The sequence below is a fragment of the Nostoc sp. FACHB-133 genome, from assembly GCF_014698055.1.
GTDB lineage: Bacteria > Cyanobacteriota > Cyanobacteriia > Cyanobacteriales > Nostocaceae > Nostoc.
This window is the reverse complement of sequence record NZ_JACJSH010000003.1, coordinates 1-15280: the sequence shown is the minus strand read 5'-3', so window position 1 is coordinate 15280 and position 15280 is coordinate 1. Positions and strand designations below refer to the sequence as shown.

Below are 15280 nucleotides of genomic sequence, written 5' to 3'. Positions count from 1 at the left end.
GATTAGCTTCTGTTTTTATTCCTGCCGATCCTCGATTAGGTTTATTGAAGTATTGGGTATTGGGTGAGTTTATTTGTGGTTCACTAATATTCATCGCTCTTTGACAAACAGATTTCATTTTTGTATTACGTCATAGTTCTCTAATATCTGATAAGCCTTGGGCAGCCTAAAATGCGTATTCTACTCACTGCCGATCCTGAACTACCAGTACCACCAAAACTGTAGGTGGTATTGAGCGCATTGTTGATTTATTGATTACAGGATTACAAACTCGTGGTAACACCGTGGGACTAGTTGCTCACCCTGACTCAACCTCAAAAGTAACTCAATTCTTTCCTTGGCGGGGGAAGCGATCGCAAAGCAAATTTGATGCATTACAGAATACAATAACCCTAGGGTCAGCAGTAAAAAAGTTTCAGCCCGATATTATTCATAGTTTCTCTAACATCCTTTATTTATTACCTCTGTTACCATCTAGCCTCCCCAAAATTAATAGGTAATAGGTGATTTATTTGCTCAAATTACTGAAACCTTTACAAATAAAATACTTTACTTTAGTCTACAAATCACCTCTTATGCATAATGTAACTTTGCAGATTAATCTTTCACCCGGTGATATTAACTACGCCCATCTAACAGTACCAAATTTAGTTACTGCACATCGTACAAATGTAGATGAAACCCTAGCAATAGTTGATTGTTGTCGTCCCCAAAAAACTAAGATTATTAATCCATCTCATCGCTTCCCTGAAACTGAATTCAGTCAGAGAGTAGAAAAAATTACCTTGATAGCTGAAGAGTTAAAAGCTCAGGGTTATCTAGACCGAATTGTTTACTTGTACCCTGGTAATTCCTTACAGCCACTTCTCTCTCGTAAATACTTAGGCAATTGGGTAAATAAAACACATGATTATGGTGGTTGCGCTCTTATGTCTTATCTAGCAGCTTTTGAAGCAACTACTACACGTTATATTATCCACTACGATGCTGATATGCTGCTTTATCAAGCACCAAATTATGATTGGTCAGTTGAAGCCAGATATCTGATAGATCAACATCCCAAAGCAATAGCTGCTAGTCCAAGAATTAGCCCACCCTTTAACAAAGATAAAAATATTCTCGATGCACCGAGCATCCATGAAGGGAGACCACTGATTCCAGTTGACGGTGGCTGGCGTAACGATTGGTTTAGTACCCGTTGTTTTTTTATGGATAATGAAAAATTAAATACTTATTTACCACTTATTCAAGGTCGTCTATTGATAGAAACCTTGCTTGTTAAATATTTAAATCGTGGTTATCCCAGATCTCCAGAAATAATGCTCTTTAAGCGGATAGGTGGTGCTGGTGGTTGGCGATTGAATCTCAAATCTGAACAAGCATGGCTTTTGCATCCTGCGACTAAACCACCACAATACATAAAGCTTCTGCCACAAATTCAAGAGTTTGTCATGAAAAATCAAGTCCCATTAGAACAAAAAGGTGAAGCTGATATTAATCTATTAGCATGGGAAAACTTTCTCACTACATCAACCTGATATTAACTCTAATCACTGCTGTAGCATTAAACTTATTTATTTTTCAGTAAACTCAAATCTAGTACGTTGAGATACTTTTAATTTAACAATTGATTGGTCGTGATAATCTAGAAAAGCAATTTAATGCATACAAGCTGAATATTTATGAAATATTGGAATCCTAAGTATAAAATCTTAGACCACTGGCGCGGTATTGCTGCCTTATGGGTAATGATTTTTCATGATTTTGGAACAAATAAAATAATAACTAAACCAGTGTCATGAGAATCTTGCTCAGTGCCGATCCTGAACTACCAGTACCACCAAAATTGTATGGTGGTATTGAGCGCATTGTTGATTTATTGGTTACAGGATTACAAACTCGTGGTAACACCGTGGGACTAGTTGCTCACCCTGACTCAACCTCAAAAGTAACCCAATTCTTTCCTTGGCCGGGGAAGCGATCGCAAAACAAATTTGATGCATTGCAGAATACAATGACCCTATGGTCAGCAGTAAAGAAGTTTCAGCCCGACATTATCCATAGTTTCTCTCGCATCCTCTATTTATTACCTCTGTTACCGTCTAGCCTCCCCAAGGTGATGTCTTATCAGCGAGATCCCAGCCATCGCACCACTCGCTGGGGTACAAAGCTTGCTAAGGGTTCTCTAACTTTTACTGGTTGTAGTGATTATATTTGTAGCATCGGACGAACTGCCGGGGGAGTTTGGCATACGATCCACAACTGTGTGGAACTAGAAAAATACACTTTCCAACCAAAGGTAGCTCCCGATGCACCACTGGTATTTCTCGGCAGAGTAGAGCAGATTAAAGGAGCGCATAGTGCGATCGCTATTGCTAAAAAAACCGGACGCAACTTAATCATTGCTGGTAATCACTCCACAACTGGGGAAGCAGGTCAATACTGGCAACAACAAATTCTCCCTCAACTAGGAAAAGATGGAATTGAGTATGTTGGGCCTGTCAACGATGCTCAGAAAAATTATCTGTTGGGACAAGCTGCTGCCATGATTGTACCAATTGAATGGGAAGAACCTTTTGGTATTGTTTTTGCTGAAGCCTTGGCTTGTGGTACTCCGGTAATTTCATGTCCTAGAGGTGCATTGCCAGAGATTGTGCGTCAAGGTATTGACGGTTACTTAATTAACAGTATTGACGAAGCAGTTGTTGCTGTTAACCAATTACTAAATATTGATCGTTATCAATGTCGTCAACGGGCTGAAAAACATTTTTCAGCTTCTGTTATTTTAGATCAGTACGAAAAACTTTATCATAACCTTTTGTTTTAGTTAAAAGAAGATGAGCATAGAAACAATTTCTTTACCTTTACCTCTAACTTGGATACAAACGCTGGATTTTAAACATAAATTGGGAATTTGCGAACGATTGTTTGGTGAGGCGATCGCATTAAAAGGCATTTGTTGGGTGGAAACCGGAGCAGGAATTCCCTGGAAGCTTGATTTGACAAATTGCACCCATCGCTGGATTGTTTATGGCAAATATGAAGGAGCAGCATTTCTAAACTGGGCGAAAAAATTTCTCCCTAGCGATGGTATTGTTGTAGACTCAGGTGCAAATATCGGTCAAATGTTAATGTACTTAGCTCAGTGGCTACCGCAAGGTAAAATACTAGCATTTGAACCCGGTACTGAAGCAGGCAACTGGCTAAAAGAATGTTTAGCAATTAACACCACTCTGCCCGTAGAAATAATTAAGGCAGGACTTGGTACATCTCTGGCTCAATTACGTCTCAACCATATTGGAGATAGCTTGGGACATGGTGCTTGGAGCCAAATATCTGAAACTGAAGGTGAAAAAATTCAGATAGTACGTCTAGAAGACGAATTAGCTGCACGTTCTATTACAAAAGTAGATTTGTGGAAGTTGGATGTAGAAGGTTATGAAATTTCAGCCTTACAAGGTGCAGAAGCTTTTTTAAAGGAGCAACGGATAAAAGCTATTTACGCAGAGATGATAGATGAAAATGGGCAGCGAATTCGAGATTATCTTACTCAGTTTGGCTATAGCTGTTACCTATTTGACTCACGAGGTAAAATATATTCTCCAAGTCAATGGCCAAGTCATACTAACGGACTTTTCCTGCCTAATTAAATTGTAATATGCAATGTATCCTAGTTTAAAGCGTAAAGTTTTAATCATCAGTCCCCACTTCCCGCCCATTAATGCCCCCGATCATCAACGGGTAAGAATGTCTCTACCCTACATGGAACAATTTGGTTGGGAAGCTCACGTTCTCACGGTTCAACCAGACTATGTTGCAGGTATTGAAGACTCTCTACTAGCAAAAACAATTCCCGATCGCATCCCTGTAACTTATACAAAGGCATTACCTCTGCAACAAACTCAGCGTATTGGTCTAGGTAGCCTGGGTATACGAAGTTTTCCCTATTTACTCAAGGCAGGCGATCGCTTACTTCAGCAAACAAAATTTGATTTAATATACTTTTCAACAACTGTATTTATCACAATGGCTCTGGGTACCCGATGGTATCGCCGCTTCCGCATACCTTACGTCTTGGACTTTCAAGATCCCTGGTTAAGCGATTACTACAAACAGACAAACACACCTCCACCAGGGGGACGCTGGAAATATGGGTTTTCTCAACTCCAAGCAAAACTGCTGGAACCCAGAGCTATGAGCAAAGTCAGTCATGTCATTAGCGTATCACCAGCCTATCCAAAAACTCTACAACAGCGATATCCACATTTGCTTTCAGAACAATTTACTGTTTTACCCTTTGGTGCGCCTGAGCCTGATTTTGAGCAACTACCCTACCTCAATATTCAACAAAAAATATTTAACCCTCATGATGGTAAACGTCATTGGGTTTACGTAGGTCGAGGTGGTAACGATATGGCTTTGGCACTGCGGACTCTATTTCTCGGCATCCAGTCAGAGCGTCGTCATCACCCTGAAAAATGGCAAGCAGTTGAATTACATTTTGTAGGTACTAGTTATACACCAGGAAATCGCGCTGTCAAAACCGTAGAGCCGATTGCTCAAGAATTAGGTGTTGCGGACTTAGTTCGAGAACATGTCCATCGTATTCCTTACTTTGAAGCGCTACAAGTTCTTGTCGATAGCGATGCTATTCTAATGATTGGTTCTGATGACCCAGACTATACCGCCTCTAAACTCTATCCTTGCATTCTAGCCCGCAAACCCGTTCTGGCAATTTTTCACCAGCAAAGTTCTGTAGTCAATATATTACAGAGTTGCCAAGCTGGTAAATCTGTAACCTTCACTTCCCAAAACAAACCAGAAGATTTGCTCCCCAAGATAGTTGACCAGCTCAATTGGTTATTATCTATCCCAAAAGGTTATAAACCAGAAACTAACTGGTCTGCTTTTCAAGCTTATACCGCTAGAGAAATGACTAAAAAGCAATGTAGTATATTTGACAATTGTCTTACTACTGCCAAAATTAACAAATCATTATGAACGGATACTTTGAGTCTAATCCTCAGCCTTGGGAATACTTTCCTCGCCCCCCAAAGAAGAAACAAGATCAGCTATTGAGAGTATTTTGGATAATCGCTTTAGGGCTTTTTGCTTTTGAAATCTTCTTCAATGAAAATACCTCTTTACTTAGTAAAGCTGGAGCAATATTGATTACTATTGCTTCTTTGGTACCTAGCTATCTTTGGTGTTCAGGTCGCGCTCATGGAATGCCTATCTTCCCATTTTTTGCTCTCACTTTCCTTTGGACTTATGCCTTACCACTTGTCAGTAATCATCCAACCGTTATGACTTATTCTCCCAGTAGCCATTTGTTTGCTGGTCTGACGGTAGCTGGGTTTTTAGGACTAGGAACCTTAGTCTGGTTCCGATTTGTCAAATCTATTCCTCCAATGCCTAAGTTTTATCGGAGTTTGAACATTCGTAAAGGCATTAACTTTTTCTTATTTATATTGATAACCAGTGTTTTATTTAATGTATATAGTAATGCTGGCTGGCTTGAATCTATTAATGGAGGAACAATTGCTGTAGTGCGCGGTACAATTTTAGGATTAACCGCACTAGGTGTTTTTGTCCTTTCTTATCAATTAGGAAAAAAAGAATTATCAAAATTACAGGCTAGATTGTTTATATTATTTCTAATTGCAAATTTAGTGACAAGTACAGTTGCATTGCTGCTTGTCTCTGCTTCTAGTATCTCTTTGCTCGCTATAATTTCCTTTGTTATTTCTCGAAAAAAAATACCTATAATATCAATTATAATCCTTCTGGTTATCTTGAATTTTTTGCACTATGGCAAAGGAGAGATGAGAGCTAAGTATTGGTTTGCTAAAAATAGCTCTTGTTATGTTCAACCCTGGAATTATCCTGCTTGGTATTCTGAATGGATAGGCTATTCACTAACTTATATAAATAGAAATAAGAGTGAAGATAATTTACCTAGTAATTCCGAAGAAAAAGCTTCTTTTGTCGAACGATCTAGTGTAATCCAAATGCTACTTTTAGCTCAGGACAAGAGTCCCGATAGAATACCTTATTTATACGGAGCGACCTATGCAATATTACCAGAACTTTTAGTCCCTCGGATATTAAACTCTAATAAAATCAGGTCTCACGAAGGTACAAGCATTTTAAACGTACACTATAAACTACAGACATACGAACAAAGTGTGAAAACTACTATTGGCTGGGGTTTGCTAGCTGAATCCTATGCCAATTTTGGATTAATTGGCTGTGGAGGACTGGCTATTATTTTGGGTGCAGCTTATGGAAAAGCAACTCGTTGGAGTATGAATGCTCCAATTTTATCATTCCAGTCTCTGTTTGCTGTACTGATGATGTCATACTCTTTCCAATCTGAATTTTCTGCCGGAGTATATGTTGCTGCTTTATTTCAATCAAGCACAACAATTGCTGGTATTTCGTTAGTTTTGATGAAAAAGCAGCGGGTTTCACGACATGCTTTTCAGGGGGGACAAATGAATTAAATTATGAATACGATAAAACTGGCAATTATCACATCTCACCCAATACAATACTACGCACCTTGGTTTCGTTACCTGGCTAGTGCTGGTGATTTGCAGATTAAGGTATTTTACTTGTGGAACTTCGGTGTTACACATCAGCTTGATACAGGCTTCCAGCAAGCTCTACAGTGGGATATTCCCCTCTTAGATGGATATCAATACGAGTTTGTACCAAATGTTAGTTATAAACCAGGAGTTCATCATTTTTGGGGGTTACAAAATCCATCTTTAATCTCACAAGTGAAAGCCTATAATCCTGATGCAGTCTTCTTGATGACCTACAACTACGCTAGCATCTATAAATTTCTCTGGAAATGGAATTCATCTGAGATACCGTTGCTATTTAGAGGTGATTCCCATAGACTACTACAGCCTACTGGAATTAAAGCATGGGCACGTCAGCAGTTTATTACCCAGATTTATCGCCGTTTTGCTGCTTGCCTTTATGTAGGTAAAGCTAATTATGGCTACTTTCAATATCATGGTGTACCCAGTAATCATCTATTTTTTGCTCCCCATGCTGTTGATAACGATCGCTTTTTTACTCAAGCTGAGAGTGCCAAACACCAGGCAACTATATGGAAGCAAGAATTGGGTATCCCATCGGATCATGCAGTGATTCTATTTGCAGGTAAATTTGAATCCAAAAAACGTCCTTTGGATTTGCTACAAGCTTTTTTGGCAGCAACCCTGTCTCAAGTATCGCTACTATTTGTCGGTGCAGGTTCTTTAGAAGCAGATTTAAAAACCGCAGCCGCCCATCATTCAAATATCTATTTTGCTCCTTTTCAAAATCAAAGCTTGATGCCTCGCACCTATGCTATTGCTGATTTAGTTGTGTTGCCCAGTTACGGCGCTTCAGAAACTTGGGGACTGGCAATTAACGAAGCAATGTGCTTATCTCGCCCAGTAATTGTCAGCAGCCACGTGGGTTGTGCCCAAGATTTGATTCATCACAAACACAATGGGCTTGTATTTCCGGCTGGTAATGTATCAGCTTTAGCCAGTAGCCTGCAAGAAGCATTTTCTGATCGCCTGCGTTTGCAGCGCTGGGGAGAAGAAAGCCAAAAAATTGTGTCTCAATACAGCTATACTCATGCAAGCAAGGGTTTAAAACAGGCGCTTCAACATGTATATCGCGCCAAGCAAGGGGAAGTTACAGCTAAGATAAATAAAAACCTTATCTAAAAAGTTTCCTACCCTGAATTTGCTGATAGTTAATAACAAAAAGTGAATAAGAAAAACTTTAGTAAACATAACCAACACTATCATCTCTGGTTTCCTGGTCTATTCAACTCAACAGGTGGAATTGAATGTTACTCTTCTTTGTGTTTAAAAGCATTTGAAAGTCTCTACCCCGATTGTGCTTACGATATTGTAATTAAGCACGATACAAATGTGCCATCCAAGTCACCCAATTTGTGTTTTCATGCAATCGGGAATTGGCCTTTGTCCCTACGTACTCCAATACTTGCAGCGCAAATGATTGGTCTTGGTCTTTGGCAACGACCAAAACTCATCTTTTCTACTCATCTCAACTTTAGTGTGATAGCGTACCTATTGAAACGATTAATTGGCATTCCCTATTGGGTTGCAGCGCATGGAATCGAAGCCTGGGACATCCAAAATCCTACCCTTAAAAAAGCCCTCAAGAATGCTGACTTAATTCTAGCCGTTAGTAATTACACTCGCGATCGCCTACTCAAAGAACAAAATCTCCAGCCAGATCAAGTTGTCGTCCTGCCTAATACTTTCACTCCCAATCGCTTTAGAATTGCACCCAAACCAGATTATCTCCTCCAACAATATGGCTTAAATGCACAACAACCAATTATTCTTACTGTGGCTCGGCTTTCTCAATCAGAGCAATACAAAGGCTATAATAAAATCCTTAGCGTCTTACCCCAAATTCGTCAAGCTATCCCAAATGTACACTATGTTATAGTCGGTAAAGGAACTGACCGACCAGCAGTTGAACAGTTAATTGCCGAGTCTAAACTTCAAGATTGTGTAACCTTAACTGGCTATGTTCCTGACCGAGAACTCGGAGATTATTATAATCTTTGCGATCTGTTTGCCATGCCAAGTAAAGGTGAAGGATTTGGTATTGTTTACCTAGAAGCACTAGCGTGTGGTAAACCTACTTTGGCAGGGAATAAAGATGGAAGTGTTGATGCTCTATGTCAAGGAGAATTAGGCGCACTGATTGACCCTGATGATGTAGAAGCGATCGCTGAAGCTATAATTCAAATCCTACAAGGTAAATATCCTAACCCTCTAATATATCAACCCGAAGAATTAAGAAAGCGGGTAATTGATAAATTTGGTTTTGAACGCTTTCAACAACGCCTTAATTATTACCTAGAAAAGCAGTTTTCCCAGACTTGATATTGTGTCTTTGCTGTCGAGTAGAATGAATTTTACATAAAAGTAAGTAAATGATGGTAATTCTAAGGTGAGCTTCTAAAGAACAGCATTCGTTATGCCTTAAGGAAAACAATCAAGTTTCCTAAAAGTTTGAAGACTCAAAAACTTCTTTACAGAGCTTGCTTTTCTAAGAAACTTATGCCAATCCATAGGTACCTCTGTCGTACAAAGAGTAGCTAGCGTCAAGAAAGATTGTAGATTCTTTACCGCTAAATTAAGCTAATCTACTATTAATTTTCATATTTATATTTTCTGTATTTCTTAAGAGGTCTTAAATGTGTGGGATTGCCGGAATTTTAACTAAAACAGAAATAAATCAGGATCTGGAAAATTTGGTGCTAAAGATGCAAAATGCTATTAAGCACCGTGGCCCAGATGATTTAGGTACTTATATATCAGAGGATCGACGAGTAGCTCTTGCTCATACTCGTTTGTCAATTTTGGATCTCAGCCCTGCTGGACATCAGCCAATGTCTACACCTGATGGTCGGTACTGGATTACTTTCAATGGTGAAATTTATAACTTTTCACAACTGCGGCAAAATCTCATTTCTCAAGGAGAGCAGTTCCAGTCCCAAACAGATACTGAAGTTATCCTCAAGCTCTATCAAAGAATGGGTTCTAATTGTTTAGAACATTTAAGAGGTATGTTTGCTTTTGCTATTTGGGATGACTGGGAAAAAACCTGCTTTATGGCTCGTGATCCTTTAGGAATCAAGCCATTATACTATTGGTCATCTGGTTTTACTTTAGTCTTTGCTTCAGAGCTTAAAGCTATCCTTGCATCTCGTTTACCTGCCCTTAACTTGAGTCCAGAAGGATTATATGGCTATCTGGTATATGGTTCAGTTCCAGAACCATATACCCTGATTGCAGATATTCATTGTTTAGCAGCTGGTCATTGGTTGTATTGGCAAGGCGATCGTGTCACAAAACAACAGTATTGGCAAATTAACTTTACTCCACAAGCAATTTCACCAATAGAAGCCCAAGAAAAAGTTCGTAATGCTTTAGTTGATACAATCGAACATCACTTGGTAAGTGACGTGCCCGTTGGCATTTTTCTTAGTGGTGGAATTGACTCTACAGCTATTCTAGCTCTAGCTACAAAGGTGCAGAATAAACAGCTATCTACATACTCTATAGCTTTTGAAGAAACCCAATGGAATGAAGGCGAAGTTGCAAAAAAAGTTGCCAACTTATTTGGAGCAAAACATACAGAATATAAAGTTACGGCCTCTATTGCGAAACAGTTCTTTCCTGAATTCTTACAAGCTATTGATCAACCCAGTATTGATGGATTTAATACTTTTTTCGTATCACAGATTGCCCACGAAAACGGCATGAAAGTAGTCTTATCTGGGCTAGGTGGAGACGAAATTTTTGGTGGATATAAGTCATTTGAAAAAATCCCCCAGATGCTAGCATGGGGTAAAACATTGCAAACAATTCCTGTTCTAGGGAAGAATATAGGTAAAGGATTATCGCGTTGGGGAAAATCACCAAAACTTAAACGCCTGGGTGATTTTTTGGAACAGCCTCCAAGTTCTGCATCTGCCTATTCTACTTTCAGAGGAATTTTCTCTCATAAAGAAGCATGTGCAATTATGCAGCAGTATATTCCTCATCAAGCTTTAACTACTTATATCTTTCCATCAACCGATACTCATAAAGCAGATTTGACAATAGAAGATGAAGTAAGTTTGTTAGAAATAAGCTGCTATATGCGTAATCAACTGTTAAGGGATAGTGATGTAATGAGCATGAACTGGGGATTAGAATTACGGGTTCCCCTAGTTGATCGTAATCTATTTGAGGCAGTAGCTTCTATTCCTAGTAATATCCGTTTAGCAATCGGTAAAAAACTATTAATTCAATCAGTTCCTGAATTGCCAGAATGGGTTGTTAACCGTCCTAAAAAAGGATTTTATGTTCCCGTTGATAAGTGGATTTCTGGGGATTTACAAAATCATTTTAATAATGTAAAAGTTCCCGATAATATTTCTCTTACTCATTGGTATCGGCACTGGAGTTTGATGATGTTACAACATTGGCTAGAGCGAACTTATGCCTAAAAAATTGTTCAATTTTAAAGGTAACTTGTGAGGACTGCCAAAAAAAGTTAGATTAATAATTAAAAACCTCACAATTTTGAATAAAAATGAGAATTCTTCATATTATTCCTTCAATAGCATCAGTAAGAGGTGGCCCAAGTCAAGCAGTAATAGAGGTAGTTAAAGCATTAAGAAATGAAAATATTGAAGCAGAAATTGTTACTACTAATGATAATGGTAATGATTTGCTTGATGTACCCCTTGGTAGGCGTATTGAGTACAACCAAGTACCAGTAAATTTCTTTAAGCGATTTTCTCCTAAAGTTGGCTCCATCAGAGAATTTGCCTTTTCTAGAGAGCTAACTATATGGTTGTGGCAAAATATTTCTAAGTATGACTTACTACACGTCCACGCTATTTTTTCCTATCCTTCTACAGTAGCAATGGCGATCGCTCGTTTCCAAGGAGTTCCTTACATCGTTCGCCCTTTAGGACAGCTATGTGAATGGTCTTTACAACAAAGCTCTCGCAAAAAACAAATTTATCTCCAACTCATAGAAAAAGCCAATCTCAATTATAGTAAATCCATACATTTTACCTCAAAGCAAGAACAACAAGAAGCTTCGCAATTAAATCTAAGTTCCCCAAGTTTTATTTTACCGCACGGTGTTGATATTCCTAATATTAACCCTAACGCGCGTCAGCATTTGCGGCAATACTTAAACTTACCAGACGATGAACCAATTATTTTATTTTTATCTCGCCTACATCACAAAAAAGGTTTAGAATACCTGATTCCAGCTTTAGGAAAATTATCGGATTATCGCTTTACATTTGTATTAGCAGGTAGTGGTTCACAAGAATATGAAAGTGAAATTAAATCACTTCTCGTATCCAATGGCATTAAAAACCGCACCCATATTACAGGATTTGTTAAGGGAGAAATCAAAGATTTAATAATGCAAGGCTCAGACTTATTTGCTCTCACTTCCTACTCTGAAAACTTTGGGGTAGCAGCTTTAGAAGCTTTAGCTGTCGGTCTTCCAGTCTTACTTACTCCTGGCATTGCTTTAGCTGATCTGGTTGCACAGCAACATCTTGGCTATGTTACAGAACTACAGGTAACTGCGATCGCGGCTGCTATACAGCAGGTTTTGGATTGTCCCGAAGAAGCACAGAAGCGAGGCGATCGCGCCCGTAAATTTGTATTAGAAAATTATACTTGGGATTGTATCGCATCAAGACTAATCTCAGTTTATACTGAGATCATTGAAAGTCAGACTGTTTTTACTGCCAGTTAACGTAATGATAAATAATAGGTGATTAAATATATGGATTCAAAGATTACTAACCAATATGAATACCAATACCAATCTCCCAATCCATCACACCATCATCTTTATCTTATAAAGCCTCTGATGGAGATGATATCGGAATATAATTACCGTCTTGAAAATCAGCAAAAGCTTCGTATTTTAGATATTGGCTGTGGTAATGGCAGTTTGAGTAACTTAATTGCACAGCAAGGCTATGAAGTTGTTGGTATTGAAGAATCAGAGTCTGGTGTTAAATTTGCTAGCCAAACTTTTCCAAACTGCCACTTTATTCAAGGCAATATCTACAATTTACCTTATACAGAAATAGGAGAAAAATTTGATATTGTTATTGCTGCTGAAGTGATTGAACATTTATTTTATCCTAAAGAATTAGTAAGAAATGCCAAAAAATGTCTTAAGCCAAATGGTCGGTTAATTCTTACTACCCCTTATCATGGCTATCTCAAAAATCTCATGCTTGCTGTTTCAGGAGAAATGGATAAGCACTTCACTACTCTCTGGGATGGTGGTCACATAAAGTTTTTTTCAGTAGCAACAATGAATGCACTATTAGAGTCAGAGAACTATACAGATATCAAGTTTAAATTTGCAGGTAGATTTCCCTACCTTTGGAAGTCTATGCTTTGTTCTAGCACCCTAGTTAAATAAAAATAGGTTTTTAACGTATTTTAATAAATGTTAAAAAAGATTACTCCTCTTATCCTTACTTACAATGAAGCTCCTAATATTGAGCGTACAGTTCAAGCTCTTAAATGGGCAAAGCAAATTGTTGTCATTGATAGCTATAGTACAGACGAAACGTTAGAAATATTATTTTCCTATTCACAAATTAAAGTTTTTCAACGAAAATTTGATACTCATACTCAACAGTGGAACTTTGGATTAGAGCAAGTTGAATCCGAATGGGTGCTTTCTTTAGATGCAGACTATATCATCACAGATGAGCTAATTGCGGAAATTGCCGCCTTACCAGTAAATGAGCGGGTAAATGGCTATGTTGCCAGATTTAAGTATTGCATTGTGGGTAAACCGTTGAGAGGTACACTACTTCCTCCTCGACAAGTTTTATTTCGCAAAGTTAAAGCAATTTATATAGATGATGGACACACTCAACTTTTGCAACTAACTGGCAAGTCTGCCATGCTTTCTAACTATATCCATCATGATGATCGTAAACCCTTAAGTCGTTGGCTATGGGCGCAGGATCGTTATATGGTAATCGAGAGTAAAAAACTACTAGAAACACCTGCAAGTGAACTTAGTTTGGGCGATCGCATCCGCAAACAAAAAATTATTGCACCTTTTATAATTTTATTTTACTGCTTGATTATCAAAGGCGGTATTCTAGATGGTTGGCATGGTTGGTACTATGCTTTTCAGCGTGTTCTGGCAGAAATACTCTTGAGCATTCGACTTATAGAAGCTGAGAAATTTAAAACTTAATTAGTCAGAAGTTATTAAGAATTTATTTTAAATTTTATAAATACTTATAATACTTCGATACACTCAGTAACCATCAGTAGGAGATTCAGACCTACAGCTACAAAGGTTGACCACTAAATCTACGATTTGCTGGGGTCTGAAAACCATCTATTCAGCATTCGACTGAGCCTTGTTGAAGAGTCACACCGAAGTCAAAGTCTGCCAGTCGTATAGAATTCATGTTGAATTCTGGCTCCTGAATGCTATTTCGATAAATTTAACCACCGTATGCGCCTAAATAAATATACTGTTAACGACTATACTCCAGGAACACCATACTGGAAACAGCTTCTTTGGTATTTTATTGGATCGCCCTTAGTTGAAAGTTATTGGCTACCATTTTCAGTTTTTAAGATTTGGGTACTCCGCAGTTTTGGGGCTAAAGTCGGTCAAGGTGTCCGCATTAAACCTGGAGTGCGGGTAAAATTTCCCTGGCGGTTAGACATTGGTGATTTTGTTTGGATTGGGGAAAATGTATGGATAGATAACCTCGCTTGTGTCACCATTGAAAGCCATGTTTGCCTATCTCAAATGGTCTATCTCTGCACCGGAAATCATGACTGGAATCATCCCGATTTTAAATTAATTGTTGCCCCAATCAATATTCAAGAGAGTAGTTGGATTGCTGCCAAGTCTGTAATTGGGCCAGGAGTCACTGTTGGTCGAGGAGCAGTACTAACATTAGGTGGCGTTGCTGGAAAATCGCTACAGTCGATGACCATTTATGCAGGTAATCCGGCTCAACCCATCAAGCAACGAAAGCTTTGATAACACATATATGAAAACAGCCAAAGCCTCTATGCAAAAAGCTTCAAGCAGGCGATCGCAGATTGCACTCTTAACGTAAATTTAAACTGATAATGGTACTTTAAGATATTTTTCGTTGTAAATAGGTCAGAATCTAAGCTTATAAATAATCAGACAAAATTACAAAATTAATTATATATGGTTCTCGAACGGTTTGATCCCTGATATACTCTCTGCGTAGTAACAAAGGAAGGATGCCTAGCCTAGATTAATGAAAAAGTGATAGTCATCACATTTTGAAGTCATCACATTTTCAAAATTTTTCACCCGAATAAATACTGAAGTTGTTAGTTCAATCTCTAATCTATTATCTCTTGCATATTTCAAGAGTCATTAGTAGATGTAGTAACTGGCAGCCTGTTGACTGCGGCTAGTTTGTTTATGTTTTGTTTTGATTCAGCAACGCCGTTTAATTTCAGAGGATAAATGATGTGAACCCTAAATTAAGCAGATTTTTTCTGCACACTGCTATTACGTTACTGTTACTACTGAGTTTATCCGGTATTAGTCATGTATTAAATATTCCGGTTTTGGAGCCACTGAAGGTTGTCGCGGCTACCAGCACATTGACTATTCCGTCGAGCGCGCTGGCACCTTGGTCTGTATTTAAGCGTGTAGATGCTCTCAA

Annotated in this window: 13 protein-coding genes; all 13 read left to right on the top strand. The window is 38.4% G+C overall.

Going from position 1 to position 15280, the window contains the following annotated elements; all coding sequences use genetic code 11:
- Positions 1-251 precede the first annotated feature (251 nt).
- The 13 genes from H6G86_RS39950 to H6G86_RS03475 all read left to right on the top strand — a co-directional run bounded on the left by H6G86_RS39950 (position 252) and on the right by H6G86_RS03475 (position 14613).
- A complete protein-coding gene (locus H6G86_RS39950) occupies positions 252-500 on the top strand; it encodes a hypothetical protein (RefSeq protein WP_369009461.1) in 249 nt (82 codons plus the stop codon).
- A gap of 75 nt (positions 501-575) precedes the next feature.
- Positions 576-1538, top strand: a complete 963-nt coding sequence (locus tag H6G86_RS03530) for a hypothetical protein (RefSeq protein ID WP_190933138.1) — start codon at positions 576-578, stop codon at positions 1536-1538.
- 260 nt (positions 1539-1798) lie between these two features.
- Positions 1799-2827, top strand: coding sequence for a glycosyltransferase (locus H6G86_RS03525; RefSeq protein WP_190933137.1), 1029 nt, complete (start codon positions 1799-1801; stop codon positions 2825-2827).
- Between the two features lie 10 nt (positions 2828-2837).
- Positions 2838-3650, top strand: a complete 813-nt coding sequence (locus H6G86_RS03520) for an FkbM family methyltransferase (RefSeq protein ID WP_190933136.1) — start codon at positions 2838-2840, stop codon at positions 3648-3650.
- Between the two features lie 13 nt (positions 3651-3663).
- Positions 3664-5001, top strand: a complete 1338-nt coding sequence (locus H6G86_RS03515; protein WP_190933135.1) for a glycosyltransferase — start codon at positions 3664-3666, stop codon at positions 4999-5001.
- On the top strand, positions 4998-6506 hold the full coding sequence (locus H6G86_RS03510; RefSeq protein ID WP_190933134.1) for a hypothetical protein: 1509 nt from the start codon (positions 4998-5000) through the stop codon (positions 6504-6506). Before H6G86_RS03515 ends, H6G86_RS03510 begins: the two co-directional genes overlap by 4 nt.
- 3 nt (positions 6507-6509) lie before the next feature.
- The gene (locus H6G86_RS03505) at positions 6510-7733 is read left to right on the top strand and encodes a glycosyltransferase family 4 protein (RefSeq protein WP_190933133.1); all 1224 of its coding nucleotides are present in this window, start codon (positions 6510-6512) and stop codon (positions 7731-7733) included.
- Between the two features lie 42 nt (positions 7734-7775).
- Positions 7776-8933: a glycosyltransferase gene (locus H6G86_RS03500; RefSeq protein ID WP_190933132.1), complete on the top strand. Its 1158-nt coding sequence runs from the start codon at positions 7776-7778 to the stop codon at positions 8931-8933.
- Between the two features lie 314 nt (positions 8934-9247).
- The gene (gene asnB, locus H6G86_RS03495; RefSeq protein ID WP_190933131.1) at positions 9248-11047 is read left to right on the top strand and encodes an asparagine synthase (glutamine-hydrolyzing); all 1800 of its coding nucleotides are present in this window, start codon (positions 9248-9250) and stop codon (positions 11045-11047) included.
- 86 nt (positions 11048-11133) lie between these two features.
- Positions 11134-12327, top strand: a complete 1194-nt coding sequence (locus H6G86_RS03490) for a glycosyltransferase (protein WP_190933130.1) — start codon at positions 11134-11136, stop codon at positions 12325-12327.
- 18 nt (positions 12328-12345) lie between these two features.
- Positions 12346-13011: a class I SAM-dependent methyltransferase gene (locus tag H6G86_RS03485; RefSeq protein WP_313930433.1), complete on the top strand. Its 666-nt coding sequence runs from the start codon at positions 12346-12348 to the stop codon at positions 13009-13011.
- A 27-nt stretch (positions 13012-13038) separates the two neighbouring features.
- On the top strand, positions 13039-13806 hold the full coding sequence (locus H6G86_RS03480; RefSeq protein ID WP_190933128.1) for a glycosyltransferase family 2 protein: 768 nt from the start codon (positions 13039-13041) through the stop codon (positions 13804-13806).
- A gap of 267 nt (positions 13807-14073) precedes the next feature.
- A complete protein-coding gene (locus H6G86_RS03475; protein WP_190933127.1) occupies positions 14074-14613 on the top strand; it encodes a WcaF family extracellular polysaccharide biosynthesis acetyltransferase in 540 nt (179 codons plus the stop codon).
- The last annotated feature ends 667 nt before the right edge of the window (positions 14614-15280 follow it).

Bases quoted from the DNA above. Each gene is read 5' to 3' on its own strand.
- H6G86_RS03510 (WP_190933134.1), top strand. From the start codon at position 4,998: ATGAACGGATACTTTGAGTCTAATCCTCAGCCTTGGGAATACTTTCCT.
- H6G86_RS03505 (WP_190933133.1), top strand. From the start codon at position 6,510: ATGAATACGATAAAACTGGCAATTATCACATCTCACCCAATACAATAC.
- H6G86_RS03490 (WP_190933130.1), top strand. From the start codon at position 11,134: ATGAGAATTCTTCATATTATTCCTTCAATAGCATCAGTAAGAGGTGGC.
- H6G86_RS03480 (WP_190933128.1), top strand. From the start codon at position 13,039: ATGTTAAAAAAGATTACTCCTCTTATCCTTACTTACAATGAAGCTCCT.
- H6G86_RS03515 (WP_190933135.1), top strand. From the start codon at position 3,664: ATGTATCCTAGTTTAAAGCGTAAAGTTTTAATCATCAGTCCCCACTTC.
- asnB (WP_190933131.1), top strand. From the start codon at position 9,248: ATGTGTGGGATTGCCGGAATTTTAACTAAAACAGAAATAAATCAGGAT.
- H6G86_RS03475 (WP_190933127.1), top strand. From the start codon at position 14,074: ATGCGCCTAAATAAATATACTGTTAACGACTATACTCCAGGAACACCA.
- H6G86_RS03530 (WP_190933138.1), top strand. From the start codon at position 576: ATGCATAATGTAACTTTGCAGATTAATCTTTCACCCGGTGATATTAAC.
- H6G86_RS03520 (WP_190933136.1), top strand. From the start codon at position 2,838: ATGAGCATAGAAACAATTTCTTTACCTTTACCTCTAACTTGGATACAA.
- H6G86_RS03525 (WP_190933137.1), top strand. From the start codon at position 1,799: ATGAGAATCTTGCTCAGTGCCGATCCTGAACTACCAGTACCACCAAAA.